General features: G+C 41.4%; 20 protein-coding genes. 6 read left to right on the top strand and 14 right to left on the bottom strand.

What is annotated here, in order from left to right; genetic code table 11:
* Positions 1–9 precede the first annotated feature (9 nt).
* The gene (locus OWEHO_RS17000) at positions 10–1,347 is read right to left on the bottom strand and encodes a sigma-54-dependent transcriptional regulator (RefSeq protein WP_014203739.1); all 1,338 of its coding nucleotides are present in this window, start codon (positions 1,345–1,347) and stop codon (positions 10–12) included.
* Positions 1,344–2,438 carry a sensor histidine kinase gene (locus OWEHO_RS17005; RefSeq protein ID WP_014203740.1) on the bottom strand — a complete coding sequence of 365 codons (1,095 nt, stop codon included), beginning with the start codon at positions 2,436–2,438 and terminating at the stop codon, positions 1,344–1,346. Before OWEHO_RS17005 ends, OWEHO_RS17000 begins: the two co-directional genes overlap by 4 nt.
* Before the next feature lie 261 nt (positions 2,439–2,699).
* Here OWEHO_RS17005 and OWEHO_RS17010 point away from each other — a divergent pair, with 261 nt between their 5' ends.
* Complete coding sequence (locus OWEHO_RS17010) at positions 2,700–4,481, top strand: hypothetical protein (protein WP_014203741.1); 1,782 nt, start codon at positions 2,700–2,702, stop codon at positions 4,479–4,481.
* Positions 4,482–4,548: 67 nt separating this feature from the next.
* Here the strand turns inward: OWEHO_RS17010 and OWEHO_RS17015 are convergent, their stop codons facing one another.
* The 3 genes from OWEHO_RS17015 to OWEHO_RS17025 are packed head-to-tail and all read right to left on the bottom strand — an operon-like array spanning position 4,549 to position 6,790.
* A complete protein-coding gene (locus OWEHO_RS17015; protein WP_014203742.1) occupies positions 4,549–5,001 on the bottom strand; it encodes a 6-pyruvoyl trahydropterin synthase family protein in 453 nt (150 codons plus the stop codon).
* Positions 5,002–5,003: 2 nt separating this feature from the next.
* Positions 5,004–6,050, bottom strand: coding sequence for a cytochrome-c peroxidase (locus OWEHO_RS17020; RefSeq protein ID WP_014203743.1), 1,047 nt, complete (start codon positions 6,048–6,050; stop codon positions 5,004–5,006).
* Between the two features lie 11 nt (positions 6,051–6,061).
* Positions 6,062–6,790: an MbnP family protein gene (locus OWEHO_RS17025; protein ID WP_143764655.1), complete on the bottom strand. Its 729-nt coding sequence runs from the start codon at positions 6,788–6,790 to the stop codon at positions 6,062–6,064.
* A 200-nt stretch (positions 6,791–6,990) separates the two neighbouring features.
* Between OWEHO_RS17025 and nadA the strand changes: the two genes are divergently transcribed.
* The 5 genes from nadA to OWEHO_RS17050 all read left to right on the top strand — a co-directional run bounded on the left by nadA (position 6,991) and on the right by OWEHO_RS17050 (position 11,473).
* On the top strand, positions 6,991–7,959 hold the full coding sequence (gene nadA, locus OWEHO_RS17030) for a quinolinate synthase NadA (RefSeq protein WP_014203745.1): 969 nt from the start codon (positions 6,991–6,993) through the stop codon (positions 7,957–7,959).
* Positions 7,935–9,473 (top strand): L-aspartate oxidase, encoded by a 1,539-nt coding sequence (nadB, locus tag OWEHO_RS17035; RefSeq protein WP_014203746.1) that lies wholly within the window; start codon positions 7,935–7,937, stop codon positions 9,471–9,473. Before nadA ends, nadB begins: the two co-directional genes overlap by 25 nt.
* A gap of 3 nt (positions 9,474–9,476) precedes the next feature.
* Complete coding sequence (locus tag OWEHO_RS17040) at positions 9,477–9,923, top strand: hypothetical protein (protein WP_014203747.1); 447 nt, start codon at positions 9,477–9,479, stop codon at positions 9,921–9,923.
* Positions 9,920–10,204, top strand: a complete 285-nt coding sequence (locus tag OWEHO_RS17045) for a cupin domain-containing protein (RefSeq protein WP_014203748.1) — start codon at positions 9,920–9,922, stop codon at positions 10,202–10,204. Before OWEHO_RS17040 ends, OWEHO_RS17045 begins: the two co-directional genes overlap by 4 nt.
* A 147-nt stretch (positions 10,205–10,351) precedes the next feature.
* On the top strand, positions 10,352–11,473 hold the full coding sequence (locus tag OWEHO_RS17050) for a DUF6544 family protein (protein WP_014203749.1): 1,122 nt from the start codon (positions 10,352–10,354) through the stop codon (positions 11,471–11,473).
* Here OWEHO_RS17050 and OWEHO_RS17055 read toward each other — a convergent pair.
* From OWEHO_RS17055 to OWEHO_RS17095, 9 genes are all read right to left on the bottom strand, one after another.
* Positions 11,470–11,739, bottom strand: coding sequence for a GNAT family N-acetyltransferase (locus tag OWEHO_RS17055; RefSeq protein ID WP_014203750.1), 270 nt, complete (start codon positions 11,737–11,739; stop codon positions 11,470–11,472). The two genes, OWEHO_RS17050 and OWEHO_RS17055, sit on opposite strands and share 4 nt — an antisense overlap.
* A gap of 3 nt (positions 11,740–11,742) precedes the next feature.
* On the bottom strand, positions 11,743–12,096 hold the full coding sequence (locus tag OWEHO_RS17060) for a DUF488 domain-containing protein (protein WP_014203751.1): 354 nt from the start codon (positions 12,094–12,096) through the stop codon (positions 11,743–11,745).
* Complete coding sequence (locus OWEHO_RS17065) at positions 12,093–13,247, bottom strand: hypothetical protein (protein ID WP_014203752.1); 1,155 nt, start codon at positions 13,245–13,247, stop codon at positions 12,093–12,095. The genes OWEHO_RS17060 and OWEHO_RS17065 overlap by 4 nt, the downstream gene beginning before the upstream one ends.
* A complete protein-coding gene (locus OWEHO_RS17070) occupies positions 13,244–14,287 on the bottom strand; it encodes a hypothetical protein (RefSeq protein ID WP_014203753.1) in 1,044 nt (347 codons plus the stop codon). The genes OWEHO_RS17065 and OWEHO_RS17070 overlap by 4 nt, the downstream gene beginning before the upstream one ends.
* Before the next feature lie 35 nt (positions 14,288–14,322).
* Positions 14,323–15,102: an ABC transporter permease gene (locus OWEHO_RS17075; protein WP_014203754.1), complete on the bottom strand. Its 780-nt coding sequence runs from the start codon at positions 15,100–15,102 to the stop codon at positions 14,323–14,325.
* A 2-nt stretch (positions 15,103–15,104) separates the two neighbouring features.
* Positions 15,105–15,812: an ABC transporter ATP-binding protein gene (locus OWEHO_RS17080; protein WP_014203755.1), complete on the bottom strand. Its 708-nt coding sequence runs from the start codon at positions 15,810–15,812 to the stop codon at positions 15,105–15,107.
* A gap of 18 nt (positions 15,813–15,830) precedes the next feature.
* Entirely contained in the window at positions 15,831–17,072 is a 1,242-nt protein-coding gene (gene nosD, locus OWEHO_RS17085) for a nitrous oxide reductase family maturation protein NosD (RefSeq protein ID WP_014203756.1), read from the bottom strand.
* Positions 17,069–17,542, bottom strand: coding sequence for a nitrous oxide reductase accessory protein NosL (locus tag OWEHO_RS17090; protein ID WP_052301157.1), 474 nt, complete (start codon positions 17,540–17,542; stop codon positions 17,069–17,071). Before OWEHO_RS17090 ends, nosD begins: the two co-directional genes overlap by 4 nt.
* Positions 17,543–17,613: 71 nt before the next feature.
* Positions 17,614–18,213, bottom strand: coding sequence for a hypothetical protein (locus tag OWEHO_RS17095; RefSeq protein WP_041627706.1), 600 nt, complete (start codon positions 18,211–18,213; stop codon positions 17,614–17,616).
* Positions 18,214–18,239 lie beyond the last annotated feature (26 nt).

The following is an 18,239-nucleotide window of genomic DNA, read 5'->3' on the forward strand; positions in this document are numbered from 1 at the left end:
ATAGCTTTATCACAGCTTCCCTCTCAAAGTTTTCCTATCAATCCCCAATATTTCGGCAGCTTTGGTTTTATTACCACCAACCGAAAGGAGCACTTTTTCAATATGCTTTTTCTCTACTTCCGCCAAAGTAGCCCATTGATTATCTTCAATATCAGAAGAAGGAGCTGCCATTTTTAGATGGTCAGGCAGTTGGTCAATTCCTATTTCATCATCGGCCATTATAATGCATCGCTGTATAGTATTTTCTAGTTCACGGATGTTTCCGGGCCAGTGATAGCGAAGTAACACTTCCATAGCCTTTGCTGTAATGTGGAGCTTTGGTTTATTAAATTCTCTAATAAACTTCCCCACAAAGTAACTTGCCAAAATGGGGATATCATCTTTACGCTTTCGTAAAGGTGGAATTTCCAAATTCACCACATTGAGACGGTAGTACAAGTCTTCGCGAAAGGTTCCCGTTTTAGACATTTCCAGCAAATCACTGTTGGTGGCGGCTACCACACGAACGTCAATTTTTTGAGCTTTGGTAGAACCAATCATCATCACTTCTTTTTCCTGAAGGACCCGTAAAAGTCTTTGCTGTACCTGGAGAGATGCGTTTCCAATTTCATCTAAAAATATAGTGCCACCATCAGCGGCCTGAAAGAAACCTGCTCTGGTAGAATCAGCTCCTGTAAATGCACCTTTGGTATAACCAAAAAGTTCGCTTTCTAATAGGTTTTCGGGAATGCCACCACAGTTTACCGCTACAAATGGAGACTTGGCAAAACGCCCGCTGTAATGAATAGCACGAGCCACTAGCTCTTTTCCAGTTCCGCTTTCACCGTTTATGAGTGTGGTTACTTTATTGTCTTTGATGCGCTCAATCACATCTTTTGTTTTCTCTAGAGCTTCTGATTGACCAATGATTCCGTGGTAAGAGAGGGCGGCCTTATTTTTATCCGCTCCCGAAGTAAGCACCTCGGCTTGTTTTGCTCCACGGGTGTTCAGCAAAGATTTGTTTACGGCAGACTCCAGTTCAGCCTTAGTAAATGGTTTTACCAAATAATCAATCGCACCAGACTTTACAGCGTCAATGGCATTTTCTACCGAAGGATAGCCAGTAATAACCAGCACTGGCAATTGCGGAAAATTTTCGGAGGCATATTTTACCAACTGCATTCCATTAACCCCTGGCATTTGAAGGTCGGTGATTAATAAGTCCGGCTTACTTCCCTTGAGGATATCTACAGCATCCATCACATTGCTGGCCTGAAATGTGGTGTGCCCCAAGTCGCCCAGCTGGCGCCTCAGCACCTCAAGCATATCATGTGAATCATCTACTATAAGTATGTGCTCTATGCTCATGGGTGTAGTGGTAATGTTACATTAAAAGTAGTGCCCTTTCCTATTTCTGTACTAAAATGGATGTTGCCTTTGTGACTCCGCACAATGCCATGCACCACACTTAAGCCAAGTCCAGAGCCTTCGCCAATAGGCTTTGTTGTAAAAAAAGGTTCAAATATTTTATCCCTTACATTCTCAGGAATTCCGCTGCCTTCATCAGCAATAATGATGCTGAGGTTTTTGTTGGCAGTGAGTAGCTTTACGCGAATAGTGCTTTCGGGCGGAGAAGCGTAAATAGCATTTATAAGAAGGTTAAAAATCACCTGTGTAATCTGAATAGGATCGAGGCGGCCGAAAGTGTTTTTAGGATCTTTTTCCAATTCAATGTTTATCTGTGCATTTTGTAAAGAAGGTTTTAAAAGCTTTAAAGCATCTTCTACCAAGGGGTTGATGGCAATGGATTCCATCTGCTGTGGCATTTCGCAGCTAAAAAACATAAGCTTCTTTACAACCTCTCGGGCATAGATGGCAGAGTCGGTTATTTTTTGAGCATCATGGGCCACTTGCTGTTCCTTTGTTTCTTCAGCTATAAGCTGTGAAAACCCCAGAATATTGCCCAATGGAGTGTTCAATTCATGCGCAATGCCAGCGGTGATTTCACCAAGTATGGAGAGGCGATCATTTCTTTCTACCGAACGTTTTAGCTTTTCCTCATGCTCAATATGCTGATGACGATCTACAATATTTGCTATTTCGTGAGCTACTTTTTTTAAAAGCTGAGTTTCCTCATGAAGAAAAGACTCGCTCGAATATTTTGAGGCGGGGTAATGAACAGAAACTTTTCCCACCTGTACATGATCTATCAAAATAGGGGTAGAAATAGAGACCGTTTGTTGAGGTAATTCAGTAGAGAAGTATTGACGGTTAGGAAGGTTTATTTCGGCAACAGCCGCATCACTGTGCAACCATGCTTGAGCTACCCTTTCGGTAATTGCTTGAAGCAAATCTTCAATGGAGTCTGAATGTTCAGAGGCAAGAGTGGAGATATCATAAAGACATGTAAGCTCCTTTATCCTTTCATTTAGTGTTTCTACAAGCTCCTGATTTCCCATGCGCAAATTTTAGACGAAGGTACTCACTTAGTCGAAAAGCCAAATAGTAATAACTAATCGACTGTTGCTATGTGGGAACTAATAAAGGAGGTTATCTAGAGGAAAAATAATTTATGGCAAGGGAATATTTATCAGTTTTTAATTTGGGTGGCAAACCCTGAAAATAAGTAAAACACGAGTTTTATAAGTACTGGCTAAAGTGACGAAAGTCATAGAATAGACCTTGGGCTTTGCACACCTTGCAAACCTGATTTTATATGTATGATGCACAATTTTCACATTCCCGTTTTAGGTCTTTCATTTAGCATAGATACTCCCCTTAAGGTGGCGCACTATGGCATTTCTTCGGTAATGTCGCTCAGTAGTGATGCCTTGGTAGAAGATATGCGAGCCCATTATTGCAGGGAAAATAATTTAGCCTACAAGCCTATTTCTGAAAAAGAAGAAGACTACCGAGCCAAGCGAATAACGGCATATCTAAATATGGTAAACTTACTGGTACTCCAAAACTTGGACAATCTTAAAAAACAATCACTGGATACAGAAAGTGAACTTACTAAGTATCTGGATTTGTTACCGGATGATTGCCAAATGAAACATTGGTATTTGGGTTATTGCCGAACATCTGACATGGCCATACGGGATGTTTTGGAGCATTTGATACGTAGCAGCATTGTAGCCGGTTCGGCTGATGTAAATATTATGACCAAGGTGAACAAAGCCAATTTTGATAGCAATGGCCAAGTTTTGCCTCCTGAATATAATGATGCTCTGGCAGCTTTGCGCGGATTTGCCAATAGTGAATTGAACAGTGCTATGGTTTTTTCAGCGGGCTTCAACCCCAGGCTTTACAGTTACTTGGAAGAGTTTTCTTGTTTTTACCCCAATGAAAAAGGGGAGATTAAAAAGAAGATAATCCTCAAAGTGAGTGATTACCGTTCAGCAGTAATTCAAGGGAAATTTTTAGCGAAAAAAGGAATTTGGATTTCTGAGTTTAGGATTGAGTCTGGTTTAAATTGTGGAGGCCATGCCTTTGCTACCGAGGGTTTACTGATGGGGCCAATCTTGAAGGAATTTAAAGAAAACAGGGAAAGCCTGTGCCAAGAGCTTTTTGATTTGTGTAAAACGGTATGGTGCAAAAAGGAAATATCCTTTGGGGAAATAGCCCCTACATTAAATATTACCGTACAGGGTGGCATAGGCACGGCTGCTGAACAGGAGTTTTTGATAAATCATTACAAGGTTCAAAGCACAGGCTGGGGTACTCCATTTTTGCTGGTGCCAGAAGCAACTACCGTAGATGCAGCTACATTAGAAAAGTTGATAGCTGCAAAAAGCGAAGACCTTTATTTAAGTAAAACTTCGCCTCTGGGCGTCCCTTTCAATAATTTGAAGGACAGCGATAGTGAAAAGGTGCTCCAGCAAAGGATGAAGAAAGACAGGCCTGGCAGCCCATGCCTTAAAAAATATTTGGTGTCAAACACTGAGTTTACAAAAGAGCCCATTTGTACGGCCTCACGCCAATACCAGCATCTAAAAATACAGGAGCTTGAGGCAAAAAAACTGGATGAAGAAGCTCACCAAAAAGCTTATGAAGATATTGTGGTTAAAGCTTGCTTATGCGAAGATTTGGCTGCATCAGCTTATACAAAATACGAAGTAAAACCAAAGGTAAAACCGGCTACGGCCATTTGCCCTGGGCCTAATCTGGCTTTCTTCTCAAGGAAGTATTCGCTCAAGGAAATGGTGGGAAACATATATGGAAGGGAATCTTTGCTGAGCAGCGACTCACGCCCTCACATGTTTATCAATGAACTAAAAATGTATGTGGATTATTTGGAAAAAGAATGGGCAGAAGTAGGTGAAATGTTGAATGCCAAGCAGGAAAAATATCTGGCTTCATTTAAAGCAAATCTGGAGACCGGCATTAGCTATTACCAAGCTTTGAGCAAGGATATAAAGATGCCAACTTTTAGTTGTGACTTGTCAAATATAGCAGCGAAGCTTAATCTTTTGGGGCTAGGAAAACCTATAACATCTTAATTTATACTTAGCCATAGGTATGTGAATACCCTGTCTTTGCGCTAAGCAAACTCAGGGTATTTTATTTTTAAGCATACCACTCTGCATAAGAAGTTTCGGTTTCAAAAAGCCTAAGTCTATTCAGGCGAATATCTGCTGGTAGCTTTGGTACTAATAGTTTGGCAAAATGAAGAATGAGGTTTTCGCAGGTAGGTTGAAAAGGAACGAGTTTTATTCTTTCAAAAGGTAAATCATTCAATACCTGGGCATAGGGTGCATTTTGGTTGATCACCAGGGCATGGTCAAAAGTGTTCATGATTTGTTCGTTCACGAGTTTTTTAAGTTCACTAAAATCCATCAACATGCCATCATCACTAGCGCCAGGACTGTTTTTGGTTTCACCGGTAAGGGTAACATAAAGCTTGTAGGAGTGACCATGAATATTTTTACATAATCCATCATGGCTGGTTAGTACGTGAGCCATCTCAAAACGAAATATTTTGGTAACGGTTAGGTAATTGGACAGGGCAAAGTGCTCCATTTCTAATTTGGGTTTGATAGGGATTTATTAGTAATAAATGTTGAGTCGGTAAGTGTTTTTAGGAAAGCCACCAACTGTTCTGTTTCTTCTGGGGTAAGCCCAAGCCTGAGCTCTCCGTTACTTTTTACCATTACGGGGTCTAATGAAGGGCTGTGGTTTACCCCTTTATTGTAAAAGTCCACCACCTCTTCAATGGAGGCATAGCGGCCATCGTGCATAAAGCGGTTTCTTAGACTGAGGTTACGCAAAGTGGGGGTGCGCATGTGGCTCAATTGGCCAGAGTCGCGGCTGGTAGAAAAGTAGCCCCAATTTTCAGGGTTTTCAAAAGTGCTGTCTACACCATTATTATGCAATTGGCTATCGGTAAACAGTGGTGGCATATGGCAGTGATAGCAGCTGCTTTTTTCACTGCTGAATATGCGATAACCTTTGAGTTCTTTATCCGAAAAACTTTCGGTGCCGGCCATCACGCGGTCATATTTGCTATCTGCTGAAATCAGGATCCTGAAAAATTGGGCCAAAGCTTTGGCTACATCATGTGAGGTGATAGTATTGGAGTTATAAGCTTCGGCAAAGAGCTCGGGATATTCAGGGTGTTTATTGAGTTTCGAAATATCGGTGCCAAAGAATTCTTCTACTTCAAAAAGCATCACGTCCTCTAGGTTTCCTTGCTCGCGGCCATCCCACATATAAATGTCTTTCCAAGCCATGTTTACATGTGGTAATACGGGCATTCCTTGAGTGGTAGGTATGGTAAACCCTTTTTTTTGCCAATGGCATGATGAGCAAGAGAGCCCATTATTACTGAGTATTGGGTCATAATACAACCTTCTGCCAAGAGCTACCCGCTCTTCGTAAGGTTGATTATTATCTGGTATTTCCATTTTGGGGAAACCCTTGGGAATGCTTATAGAGTAAGGTGTGAGGCCTTCGGGTTCTGGCTTATCATTTTTGCAGCTTATAATTAAAGTGAGTAGCGCCAGTATAATTAGCACACTTATGCCAAAGGCTGGGTTTTGTATTCTTTTCGATTTATTGATTTTTCTCATTTTTCGAAGTGTTAATGAAGAATACTAAACACGTTGCGACCATTATTTACCAGAATTTGCATCTGGGATCCATTGCCCATGGTGTAGCCATCTTCTTTGGTAAGATCATATAGGTAAGGGTTGTCAAACCATTCGTTTACATCCATTACTATAGTTATGTGGTTGGTGATATTGTCTTTAATTTGTTGTGTGTAAGGAAAACCTACGGTCAATAGGTTGTCATTGTTTCCAAGGTGAAATGCAAAGGTTCCAAAGTCGTCCCCGTCTTTCCAGTGTCCTTCAAATTTCATAAAATGATACCCGCCACCAAGATCGATGGGCCAGTACATGCCTAGGTCATTGTAGTTTAGCTCAAAGGCATCGTGCCAGTTGTATTCAGGCACTATTCCCATCGAAAAACTGATCGAATCATATTTCCCAACAGGTATATTTTGTTCCAGTTTGTTGTTGTACTTCAGGTACTTACCATTTATAGAAGTGGGTCTGGCTTTGGATTTGTGAATCAAGGCTCCATTTTGATATAGGCAAACACCGCTTATAAAATACTTAAGGTAGCTTACCCTATACTCATTGCCGGCTGCGTTAGTATAAAACGTGTTATCAAAATTAAGTGAGTCTCCACCAGCTTGATGCCTGAATTCAAAATGTATCGCCCCGAGTTGTTTGGTTTCTTGATTAGAGTCTTTGCTACAACTGCTAAGCATTAGTGATAATAAGACAGGGATATATAAGGTTTTCATCTGGGAGGCATTACACATAATATTTTCTTATGTGAAAGTAAGCCTGCTCATTTTCGTTTTCAATGATAACTGTCAGGTTAGATCAGTTGTTATAATTGAAAAAACAGTCAAGATTAGGTAAGTGCAAACCTGATATTTATCAGTGCTTATGGCAGGTTCAAACCTTAGTTTTGGTCTTTAAAATAGGCCATTACAAAAGGATGACTACAGAAGAATTAAAGCAGGAAATCTCGCGTTTGCGCAAAGAGCAAAACGTAGTGATTTTGGCTCATTACTATCAAGTGCCGGAAATACAAGATGTAGCAGATTTTGTTGGTGATAGTTTGGCTTTGGCGCAGGAAGCCGCAAAAACCGATGCTGAAATAATTGTATTTGCAGGGGTTCACTTTATGGCAGAAACGGCAAAAATTTTAAACCCAAATAAGAAGGTGTTATTGCCGGATTTGGAAGCAGGTTGCTCGCTGGCTGAGTCTTGCCCACCCGAAAGTTTTGCGGTGTATAGCGCAAAGTATCCGGACCATATTGTGGTGAGCTACATCAATTGTACGGCTGAGGTAAAAACCATGACGGACATTGTGTGCACCAGTTCAAATGCGGTAAAGATTATAAACTCTATTCCGGCTGAAAGGCCCATCATTTTTGCACCTGATGTGAACCTTGGAAAATACCTTATAAAAACAACCGGACGGAATATGAAACTGTGGGACGGGGCCTGCATAGTGCATGAGGCTTTTGATTTGGAAAAAATAGTGAAGCTTAAAACCGATCACCCTGAAGCCAAAATAATTGCCCATCCAGAATCAGAAGCTCATATTTTGAAAGTGGCCAATTTTGTTGGGTCTACAGCAGCACTGTTAAAATTTGCCCAAGAGGATGATGCCCAAACCTATATTGTAGCAACGGAGCATGGCATTTTACATAAAATGGCTCAAAACCTTCCACAAAAAAAACTGATACCCGCACCAAGTGTAGAAGACAACACCTGTGCTTGTAGTGAATGCGCCTTTATGAAAGTGAATACTTTACAAAAGTTGCATGATTGCCTAAAGTATGGTTATCCAGAAATTACTTTAGATAAAGAGATTATCCGAAAAGCTCGACTCCCCATTGAGCGCATGTTTGAAGTAACAAACCAATCTAGCCCTTGCGAAGCGAAAGCCACGATATAATAGTGATAGGATCAGGTATTGCGGGGCTCAGTTTTGCTTTACATTGTTCTGCTTTTTTTCCTTTACGGAAGATAGTCGTGCTGAGCAAAGCCTTAATCAATGAGTCAAATACAAGCTGTGCACAAGGTGGTATAGCGGCCGTGATGAACCATTTGGAAGATTCATACGAGCAACACATAAAGGATACACTGCAAGCGGGTGATGGACTTTGTGATAAGCGAATAGTAGAAATGGTAGTGCAAAAGGCACCAGAGGAAATGAGGCAGCTGATGCAATGGGGAGTAAACTTTGATGGGAATGGAAATCAACCTGACCTGGGCAAGGAAGGAGGGCATAGCACAAACCGAATTTTACATTGTAGAGACCACACGGGGGCAAGTATTATAGAAGTACTCCTAAGGCGATGCGAAGAGGCGGCCAACATTGAGTTGCGCAAAAATCATTTTGTGCTGGAACTTTTAAAAAATAATGATTTGGGTATGGCCTGTACTGGAGCTATGGTATGTAGCGATGATGGCGTATATGCCATTAATGGGCATTACACCATGCTGGCCACTGGTGGTTCCGGACAAGTATATTCCTATACTTCCAATCCAGAAATAGCTACGGGCGATGGTTTTTCTTTAGCTATGGAAATCGGAACGCAGCTCAAAAATATGGCCTTTGTTCAATTTCATCCTACAGTGTTTTATAGTCCCAATGAGCCAAATCCTTTTTTGATTTCCGAGGCAGTACGCGGCTATGGAGCGGTATTACGAAATCATAGGGGTGAAGAGTTTGTGTACAAGTACGACAGCCGAGGCTCATTGGCCACACGTGATGTAGTGGCCAGAGCCATTTATAATGAAATTCAGGAAAGTGGTGAAGAACATGTGTGGTTAGATTTCAGGCACTTTGATACCAATGATTTTGCTTTGAAATTCCCGACCATTGCGGCCTATTTGATTAATAAGAACGTAGATGTACGTACTGAAATGGTGCCCGTAAAGCCAGCCGCTCATTATTTTTGTGGTGGGGTGATTACCAATAAGTTTGGTAAGACTACGGTGCCCCATCTTTTGGCTGCGGGAGAGTGCACTTGTACGGGCCTTCATGGAGCAAATCGACTAGCCTCCAACTCTCTACTTGAGGCACTGGTATTTGCTAAAAATGCTGCTGAAAATCTCAAAACCAACTTTGAAGAATTACAATTTAACCATGGCGGCATTCCTGAGATAAATTGTAGCTGCAGCGAAATGAAGTACAATGGACTCAAAAAAAATGTTCAGGATATAATGGACAAGTCTGTAGGGGTAATACGCACAAAGCCCCGCTTGATAAGTGCCAGGGCCAAGCTTATGAATTTAAAACATTTGCTACCAAAAAGTGACTACTCCGTAAAAGCTTGTGAGCTGCGAATTATGGTGAATGTATCACTTGCCGTGGTGGAAGATTCATTGCAGCAAACCAGTAACAGAGGTGGTTTTTATAGAGATGATTTAAATGAAAAATCAGAAGTAAAAGAAACCTTATAAGTCATGAAAAAAGTAATGATAGTGGCAAGTGTAGCCCTAATGGTAGCTTGCCAGCCAAATGCAGGGGAGTCGGAAGAAAAAGGCCATCAGCACGAGCACGGAACACAGTCTAAAAGTGAGCCTCACATACACGAGTCCAGTGGAGATTCTAATGTAAAGTTAAACAATGGCAAACGCTGGGAAGGCAATGCCGAAACCACAGAAGGCATCAACAACATGCTTGTTCTGGGAAACAATTTTGATGAAGAAACGCAGGCCTATGATCAGCTACAGGTGGACTTGCAAAATGAGTTTCGGACTATATTTAAAAAATGTACCATGACTGGTGAGGCGCATGATCAGTTGCATAATTACCTTATTCCCCTTAAAGCCAAAATAGAGAAGGTTACTGGTGATAACCTGACTGAAATACGAGATTATTTAAAGACATATAAAAACTATTTTCAATGATGCTAAAAGAACTCCACAGTTCAGCGAGTAAAGTTTCTGCGTTTCCATTGTTCAGGGGTACAGGTATGATAGCTGCAATACAGATACCTGCAAGAGAACAGCTAAAGGAGCACGTTACAAAAATGGAAGCCATATTGCTCTGTGTAGAAGGTGAAGCCTTGTATGAAACAGAAACCGAAGAAAGAGTATATCTAGTACCTGGGAAGTACGTAAATATATTGCCCAACGTGAAGCACTGGGTAAATAGCATAAAGGATAGCCAATTGATACTGATGAAATAAGTATTATCCCTGGCTTGGACTGTTACACGGAGTTGGTTGATGTGATTTTCTGATCATCAGATTTCATCTTGCTATAAACCCAAGCAAATATTTTGATTATTGATCCCGAAACGGTTCGTCAACGTTTAAAGTCTTTTTATATAAGTTATGAGCAGTTATAAATTAGTGTTTTCAATATTGCTTTTCCTTCATGGAAGTATTCATGGCATAGGTTTTCTGCGTGCCTTTAATTTGATAAATACCTCCATCTTACCTGAGGATATTTCAAGATCTGTAGGCCTACTTTGGCTTTTTGCTGGTGTTTTGTTTTTAGTATCGATGGGAGGCCATGCTTATGGTTTTTATTGGTGGTTCCAACTTGCTGTTTTGGCCGTTATCCTTTCTCAAGTACTGATAATAATGATGTGGAAAGATTCTAAGTTTGGAACAATTCCCAATTGTATCATTTTGGTAGTTGCCTTTATAACTTGGGGAGCCAACCGCTTTAACGCACAAGTGCATCAGGAGCAAAGAATATTTTTGCAAAAGGTACCCAGCAATTTATCTGCAACTATTTCCGCTGGTTCTATTCAAAATTTGCCACCAATCGTGCGCAAGTGGTTGGATTTCTCTAAAGTGATAGATAAGCCTAAAGCATCATTTGTACGGTTGAAACAGACAGGGGCGATGAAAACTAAACCCGATGGTGATTGGATGTCATTTGAAGCAGTTCAATATATAAATACTTCCAACCCGGAATTTATTTGGACTGTAAATGTGACCATGAATCCTTTAGTGCATCTATATGGAAGGGATCGCCTCACGGCTAACGAGGGAGAGATGTTGATAAAGCTTTTGGGCTGGTTTAACGTAGTAAATGAAGGCCCTTCGGTACAAATGAATACTGGCGCAAAAATTCGCTACTTGGGGGAAATGTGCTGGTATCCCTCAATGGCCACTAGCGAATACATCAGTTGGCAGGAGCTGACCCCGCTGCGGGTCAAGGCTACTTTAGAAGATGGCGATTCAGAAGTATCGGGCATTTTTAATTTTGACGAAAGTGGCCAAATCCTCAGTTTTGAAGCGGATAGATATTATGGGGGAAATGCTAATGCTGAGCGCGAAAGGTGGGTGGTAAATATTCTTGAATATAAGGAGCTGGACGGTAAAATATTGCCTTCTACATGCGAGGTTACCTGGAAATTCAAAACCGGGGATTTCACTTGGCTACAGTTAGAAATAGAAGAATTGAATTCAAACGTTTTTAAGCTTTACGAGCCTGTGGACTAAGTAGAAGAGATTTTGTCTAATTGATGCGAAAAGTAACTGCATTCAGACTTTAAGTTTAGCTTGTTTTCATCCGTGTAAGATTTTACTTTTTCCACGATGGTACGTCCGGCAGGGGTGCCTCTAAAGTCAGGCATTACTTCGGTATGTTCCACTGTCAATGTACTTTCATCTTTCCTATACTTTACCACAGCAGCGGTTTTGTTTCCTTGTTTTAGTTCAAATTTATCAAGCCCATTTTCATGGGAATCATTTAGCGTAAATTCCATTTTTTATTGTTTTTCTATAAACTGTTTTAGCACCAGTGCATGATTGTGCTTTTCATCTTTGGCGCCATACAGAAGGGTAACGCGCTTGCGCTGATCAATGTTCTTTAAAAAATCTTCAATCTCGTTAGTGTAATTTTTGAGCTCTTGAGTATAACTTTTACTAAAGTTATCCCACTTTTCAGGGTCATGGTCAAACCATTTTCGAAGTTCTGTGGAGGGAGCTATTTCCTTCCACCATTTGTCTAGTTTGGCATCTGTCTTACTTACACCTCTTGGCCACAGTTTGTCTACAAGTACGCGGTAACCATCATCTTCAGAGGACTCTTCGTAGATCCGCTTGATTTCTATATTCGTCATAAAGTCTTAGGCGTTTCGGCTTTTGACACAAGGTATTTAAAACCAAAAACACACCAGATTACCACGAAGCCCAGATAAAGTATAAAGGTGATTTGTGGCCATAGAGTAAACCCTGCAATAAGATTGAGCGAAGGCAAGACGAGAGCAAGCTCAGTAAGCAAAAATAGGATGCAATAGGTGCTCATTAGTTTGTTAAATCCTGAAATCTGTTTTCGCAAGGCATACCATATAAGTGGAGTAAATATTCCCAAAAAAATGAAGTGTAGGTAAGCAATGAGTACAAAGCGATTGTTGACCGCCTGGCTTGCCACCATGGGGAAAGATCCCAAGATTTGAAAAATCCACTTGAGCAATAGCACCCATAAGATTACACGAAAGTGTATGGAAGGTTTTGCAACAAATATTGGGTGCAAGAGCATGACTCCTGCCAGTATTTGAAAAATGGAACCCATGCCGGCAAGCACATTTATCCACCAAAAATCAAAGGAATAATCCAGCTTATGAAACCAGGTGAGGAGGGTGCCAAATAACATGAATACATAGAAAGCTTTCTGGTTTTTAATCATGTTGGCAACTTTGAATTTCTCAACGATAAAAGCCAGTATAAAAAAGAAGAAAGCTCCGTTGTACAAAAAGTGCAGGTAGAAAAAGATGGCCTGATCGTACCATGGTGAACTTTGTAAATAATTGGCCATAAGCGGCCCCAGGCTGTACGGTCCAATGCTGGAAATAAAGAAAAACACAACTCCAGTTTGAACCAACTTACCCGCTAGTCCACGGTTCCGGCTCAGCCTGGCAACCTTGAAAAGTAATATATAACTAAGCCACAAATGAAGAGTAGTAAAAGTAATGGAAACAGCCGCATACCCTTGAAAGGGAAAGGAAAGGAGCATTCCCAATACACAGATGACCATGAGGTAAAATATACGCTTATGCGATGTGGGTATTTCAATATTCCACATTTTATAACTGAGAAGCACCAAAGCCCCCAGAAGCCAGCCTAAAAGCATGGCATGTGAATGCGCGTGGAGCAGATATTTGAAATTGAGAGAAAACGGCCATGCAAAATAAAAGCGCAGGACAAGCCCTATGATGGCGGCTATCATTCCCATCAAAATGGTGAGGAGCCAAGGGAGGGAAACATTCCTCATGTTGCTTTCTTTTTTCTAAACATAAGAACCGCAAAAGAAGTAAAAAAGAGGAGCATGACTAAAACCTGAAGCAGTCCCGTCCACTTTCGTAAAGTCCAATCTCCGGAGTAATCAGCATAAAGACGCAGCAGGAGCAAAACATGAATGAGCCATACGGGTATGTAAAGTATTTTATGGAAGGGCGTATGGTGTTTTTTTAGCAAAGCCGGAAAGATGATTGGCGCATGTGCGTATATCATTGAAAACGCAAAACCAATAAAGAAACTGTGTAACACGGCATCATAATGATAGAAGGTTTGGAGCGGCAGCGCCATAAGTACACCACTAATCATCAGCCATACAAAACCGGTATATAGCGTGCTTCCTGTATAAAAGAAAAAACCTGATTTGTTGAGGTTTTTGGTAGCCATATCAAATTGTAATAGCCAAAAACCTGTAGCGGCAATCAAGATTCCGGAAGGGTAATTAGTGCCCCAGTGAAACGGTATGGCTTGGACGGCAAAGAGCAAAATAAATAGAATGAGCAACGCAGGTTTAGCCCATTTTGGTGTAGCCACAAACTTGCTAAGCTCTAATCTTTCGGCTACAATGGTGTAAAGCAAAAAGAGAATCAACCAAATGCTGGCTGCGGCAAAACCTTTACCCGTCATCAGCACCAAGCCAGAGGTCATCCAGGCCAAGCCGCTAAGTGTTAAAATAAGCAGATAGACTTCTTTATGCCTTCGCCATTGAATGAAGTATAAAAAAGATAGCAGAATGGCAGCTACAGCTTGCGCTAAAAACCCCCACAATGGAAACTCCGTTATGACTAGGATTACGGAGGCAAAGCTTACTAATGGGACGGCCAGCCAAAGTTTGTTTTTGAGTATAAAGGTGCGCTCAAGGCTGATGAGGGTTCCAAACAAACCAGACACCATATAAAAGCCGTGCTTGGCGGCAATATCTGGTATAGGCATGTCCCAGCCCACCCGGCCAAATGCCGAATAAAAAGCCAGCAATAGCAATATCGGGACAATAAGAAGCAAATGCTGCTTTCTCATTTTTCGTGGGTTTTACTCAGAAGTATACTTTAAAATCAAAAATCTTTGACCCGTGCTTTGCGAAGCAAAAACACTAGTGGGACAATAATCCAAGATAGAAAGGCTACTCCAATAAGCAAGCTGCCGCTAGTGGTACCAAAGAATTTTTCGAAAATAGCTCCAGTATAACCCATAAGTGCACTGTAGTCTAATTGAAAAATCAAGAGTACTCTGCCCATATCCACGGGGTTTAAAAGGGTGAGCCCCAAAGCAAGATTTTCTAATGGGAAACCTTCAAAAGCAACTAAGACTACCAGAAAGATTCCATCGTAAATAACGGCCAACAATAGCCACATAAATAAGCCTAGGCCAAACCCTTTCAACCTATTTTCATTTGCCAAAACCAACCAAGCAGCAATCACACAGAATATTACAGTAAGTACTATGGCAATTACAGTGAGCATAAGCCACTGCGCAGTAAATATTTGTTGAAAATCATGAAAGGCCAAGGGAATTAAAATACCCAAACCTACACTTACGCTAAGGGCGGCACTAAGTCCGAGCACGTATCCTCCAAAAATACTTTTGCGAGAGATGGGCTGCGCCAGCAATATTTCTACATAATCGCGCACCTGATACATGTACATCATTCCATAAATCATGCTGATGAGTGGTACTAGTAGAATGATAATGTTCATCAGGCTTACCACCACTTTTGCGCTGTCACCACTTAGGTAAAGCAGGCCGCCACAGGTAATGATGAAGAAGAGCAAGTAGACCATCGTCCAGCGGCTGCGGATAAGATCTAGAAAGCAATACTTAAAAACTTTTGACATGGCTATGCGGCTTTTTTGAGGGTGAGTAATTGGGCTATGGCATGCTCTGTATTTGGTGCGCCAGTTTTGGTAAGTAACTCTTGTTGTGTGCCGCGGTAGTACACTTTGCCATCCAGTAGAAATACAATTTCATCGGCTAGCTCTTGCACAATGTCCATAATGTGTGTGGTGAGCAAAATGGTTTTTCCAGCGGCTTGCTCCATGCGCAACCAATCCTTGAGCGCTATCAGAGCCACAGGGTCAAGCCCAATGGTGGGTTCATCCAAAACGATGGTTTGCGTGTCATACATCAGGGCGCTTACTAAGTTTACTTTTTGGCGCATACCGCCAGATAAAGTGCGGAGTTTCTTTTTATAAAAAACTTCCACGCCAAAGCATTCCATTAGCTGGAATTTACGCTCGGCTTTGCCTCTTATATTTTCAATAAAATCAAGAAACTCTTCCACGGTAAGGTTTTCCGGGAAGCGGGCAATTTGAGGGAGATAAGCAATGTTTTTGCGGTAATCGTTGCCTTTCTTTACTTTTCCATCAATCAATATTTCGCCAGCGGTAGGATGTACCATGCCCATTAGCGATTTTATCAATGTGGTTTTTCCAGAACCATTTGGCCCCAGTATGGCAAATATTCCGGCTTGGTCAAACTTTAGGTCTATACCATGAAGTACCTGCTGTTTGCCAAATTTTTTATGGATGTCTTTAAATTCAATCATGGCTGTTGTCGGTTTTATTTATATAGGGTAGGGTTTCATCAGTGGCTCCTCGTCAATCAGATTGGTGGGGGTAACGGCAGGAGCCATTTTTTCAGTAAAGTTTAAAACCTCTATAAATGAGCTTCTCAGTAGTATGATGCTTTCATCAATACGAGAAACCAGGTAGCTAAATAGGTTTACCGGACGGTGTGGTACATCGCCAATTCCATCTTTGTCCAAATCGTAACCATCATAGTCATCCCAAAAATTATTGCTGTAGGTGTTATGATCTGTTTTGGCATCGGTAGCTACATTAAAGCTATTGGCAATAAAATTATTTTGCTTCAGCATATTGTCCATGGAGCTACCACGCATTTTTAGTGCCCAGCCATTTGCATTAAACTCATTTGCCGTAAAGGCCACCCTGCTGCTGCCTTCGCTATATATGCCGATGGTATTTTTCTTAAACGTATTTCTCTCTATGCGGCTGTCATAAATTTCTTTGAGCAACAGCCCATAGGAAGCACGACCCCAGTTTTCAAGAAAATTGTTTTCTACCATGGTAATGTGGTCGCTAAACATGACCGCCACACCAGCACCATTATCCGTAAAGGTGTTGCCATTATAAACATCATCATTACTAAACATAAAGTGCAAACCGTAGCGCAGATTGTGGCGGCTCATGTTGTGAGAAATACTGGAATTATCGGTAAACTCAAGGTAGATGCCATCACGGTGGTGTTCTACCAGGTTGTTTTCAATTTTCATGCTATCACAATACCAAAGATGAATGGCATTGGCAGATGAATGCTCCTGCTCGGCATTTCCAGTAATGTTGTTGCCTTCGATAAAACCATTTTTTGACTTGGTGCAAAAGATGGCAAAAAAGCAGTCCTGGATGGTATTTTCGCTAAGGGTAAAATGCTGAGAGTAATCTACCCAAATAGCGGCCAAATCTTTAATGTAACTCTTGTGCACATCCCTTAAGGTAAAGCCAGAAATGGTAACGGAATCGGAGCGAACTTCAAATATGCCGCTCTTTTCTGGGGCTTTTATGCTTACTTCGCCACAGGCCAAAATAGTTAATGGCTTATCGATTATTATGGCGGCAGTGGGCCTATACTCACCAGCGTTTACACAGATGGTGTCAAAAGGGGCAGCCCTTTGTATGGCCGGTGAAATGGAGGCAACCGCCTGAGAGGAACCCACTTCCCACTCTTTTGAGAAGGCGGTCACACTCCAACCCACAACTGTGATTATAACAACCAAATATCTGTTCATAGCTCTGGTAAATTTTCCAGGCCTTCCGCTACTTGCGGATAGGTAAATATTTGCCCACCATTGGTTTCTACCAGTTTTTCGGCCTCACTTTTTGTGGGTACAGCGGTGAGATAGGCACCCATGGGGCTAGGCAGTTTTTTGCTGCGTACTATGTATGCTCCTTCGGCAGGAATCAGCTTTTTGGGTGTATTGTAGTCGGTCACCAATTCTTGCTGGTAGGCCGTTTCTTCATTTTCATGTTTATAATTAATAAGGCATTCCAAAGCATCAAAGCTGTAGGTTTTGCCTTTGCTGGTTTGCAGCTGTGCGGCATAGCGTTCGTCTACTATGCTCATCCGACAGTAGTCGCAGGCCTGATGGCCATACTCTATCGGTTTTACTTTTGGCTTACAGCCGATAAGTGTGAATAGGGCTACGGTAAAAAATCCAAAATACTTAATCATGATGTTGTGGGTTTTAGGCTCGCTCATCAGGCGAGATTGGGCTTCTCATGTGGATAAAAAATGCGGTAGGTGGGAAGCTTAACTGCCGCATTTTTTGATTATTTAAATGTTGAGCGAACTGAAGTTTTAGTGAATCTCATTTTTAGCCAAAAGGCAACAAAGGATAGAAAAAGGGCAACTCCGGTAAAAATGCCTCCAATACCCGGGTATGATTTAGCATTGAAGTTTAGCAGCATTTTAGTACCAAATAGTGGTGGCTGATAACTTTGCCCGGGCACTTTAATCGGAGCCAATGGACTTAAGTTGTGGCCGTAATCATATTCCCATAGGTAAAAGTCATAAATGCCTAATGTGCCCAATACTAGAAATACAAGAGCCCAAGTGAGGTACACCCAAGACTTGTTTACAATGGCCGTAATAATGCCAAAAACACCAAGCGCGCCTACTACCCAAGGGAAGTAAGTAAGCTCTGGAATACTATCCGGCTCTATCATTTTCATGCCTACATAGTGATTCAAAATGTTGATATTTTGAAGCGTACCTGGAGAGTCTCCGGTAATTTGATTTATCCAGATGTACATAGTGATGCCATCAGGATATTGAGGAGCTATCAGTGTTATTTCCCATAAGGGAAAGAAGAAAAGCATAAGCAGACAAGCAACAGCTATTATGGCTAATACTCTTGGAATAGATTTCATGTGAGGGTGTTTTGGGTTTGTGAGTA

This window comes from Owenweeksia hongkongensis DSM 17368 (genome assembly GCF_000236705.1).
GTDB lineage: Bacteria > Bacteroidota > Bacteroidia > Flavobacteriales > Schleiferiaceae > Owenweeksia > Owenweeksia hongkongensis.

Excerpts from the sequence above, each read along its gene's own strand:
- OWEHO_RS17000 (WP_014203739.1), bottom strand. The coding sequence starts at position 1,347 with ATGAGCATAGAGCACATACTTATAGTAGATGATTCACATGATATGCTT.
- OWEHO_RS17005 (WP_014203740.1), bottom strand. The coding sequence starts at position 2,438 with ATGGGAAATCAGGAGCTTGTAGAAACACTAAATGAAAGGATAAAGGAG.
- OWEHO_RS17010 (WP_014203741.1), top strand. The coding sequence starts at position 2,700 with ATGATGCACAATTTTCACATTCCCGTTTTAGGTCTTTCATTTAGCATA.
- OWEHO_RS17015 (WP_014203742.1), bottom strand. The coding sequence starts at position 5,001 with ATGGAGCACTTTGCCCTGTCCAATTACCTAACCGTTACCAAAATATTT.
- OWEHO_RS17020 (WP_014203743.1), bottom strand. The coding sequence starts at position 6,050 with ATGAGAAAAATCAATAAATCGAAAAGAATACAAAACCCAGCCTTTGGC.
- OWEHO_RS17025 (WP_143764655.1), bottom strand. The coding sequence starts at position 6,790 with ATGAAAACCTTATATATCCCTGTCTTATTATCACTAATGCTTAGCAGT.
- nadA (WP_014203745.1), top strand. The coding sequence starts at position 6,991 with ATGACTACAGAAGAATTAAAGCAGGAAATCTCGCGTTTGCGCAAAGAG.
- OWEHO_RS17040 (WP_014203747.1), top strand. The coding sequence starts at position 9,477 with ATGAAAAAAGTAATGATAGTGGCAAGTGTAGCCCTAATGGTAGCTTGC.
- OWEHO_RS17045 (WP_014203748.1), top strand. The coding sequence starts at position 9,920 with ATGATGCTAAAAGAACTCCACAGTTCAGCGAGTAAAGTTTCTGCGTTT.
- OWEHO_RS17050 (WP_014203749.1), top strand. The coding sequence starts at position 10,352 with ATGAGCAGTTATAAATTAGTGTTTTCAATATTGCTTTTCCTTCATGGA.
- OWEHO_RS17055 (WP_014203750.1), bottom strand. The coding sequence starts at position 11,739 with ATGGAATTTACGCTAAATGATTCCCATGAAAATGGGCTTGATAAATTT.
- OWEHO_RS17060 (WP_014203751.1), bottom strand. The coding sequence starts at position 12,096 with ATGACGAATATAGAAATCAAGCGGATCTACGAAGAGTCCTCTGAAGAT.
- OWEHO_RS17065 (WP_014203752.1), bottom strand. The coding sequence starts at position 13,247 with ATGAGGAATGTTTCCCTCCCTTGGCTCCTCACCATTTTGATGGGAATG.
- OWEHO_RS17070 (WP_014203753.1), bottom strand. The coding sequence starts at position 14,287 with ATGAGAAAGCAGCATTTGCTTCTTATTGTCCCGATATTGCTATTGCTG.
- OWEHO_RS17075 (WP_014203754.1), bottom strand. The coding sequence starts at position 15,102 with ATGTCAAAAGTTTTTAAGTATTGCTTTCTAGATCTTATCCGCAGCCGC.
- OWEHO_RS17080 (WP_014203755.1), bottom strand. The coding sequence starts at position 15,812 with ATGATTGAATTTAAAGACATCCATAAAAAATTTGGCAAACAGCAGGTA.
- nosD (WP_014203756.1), bottom strand. The coding sequence starts at position 17,072 with ATGAACAGATATTTGGTTGTTATAATCACAGTTGTGGGTTGGAGTGTG.
- OWEHO_RS17090 (WP_052301157.1), bottom strand. The coding sequence starts at position 17,542 with ATGAGCGAGCCTAAAACCCACAACATCATGATTAAGTATTTTGGATTT.
- OWEHO_RS17095 (WP_041627706.1), bottom strand. The coding sequence starts at position 18,213 with ATGAAATCTATTCCAAGAGTATTAGCCATAATAGCTGTTGCTTGTCTG.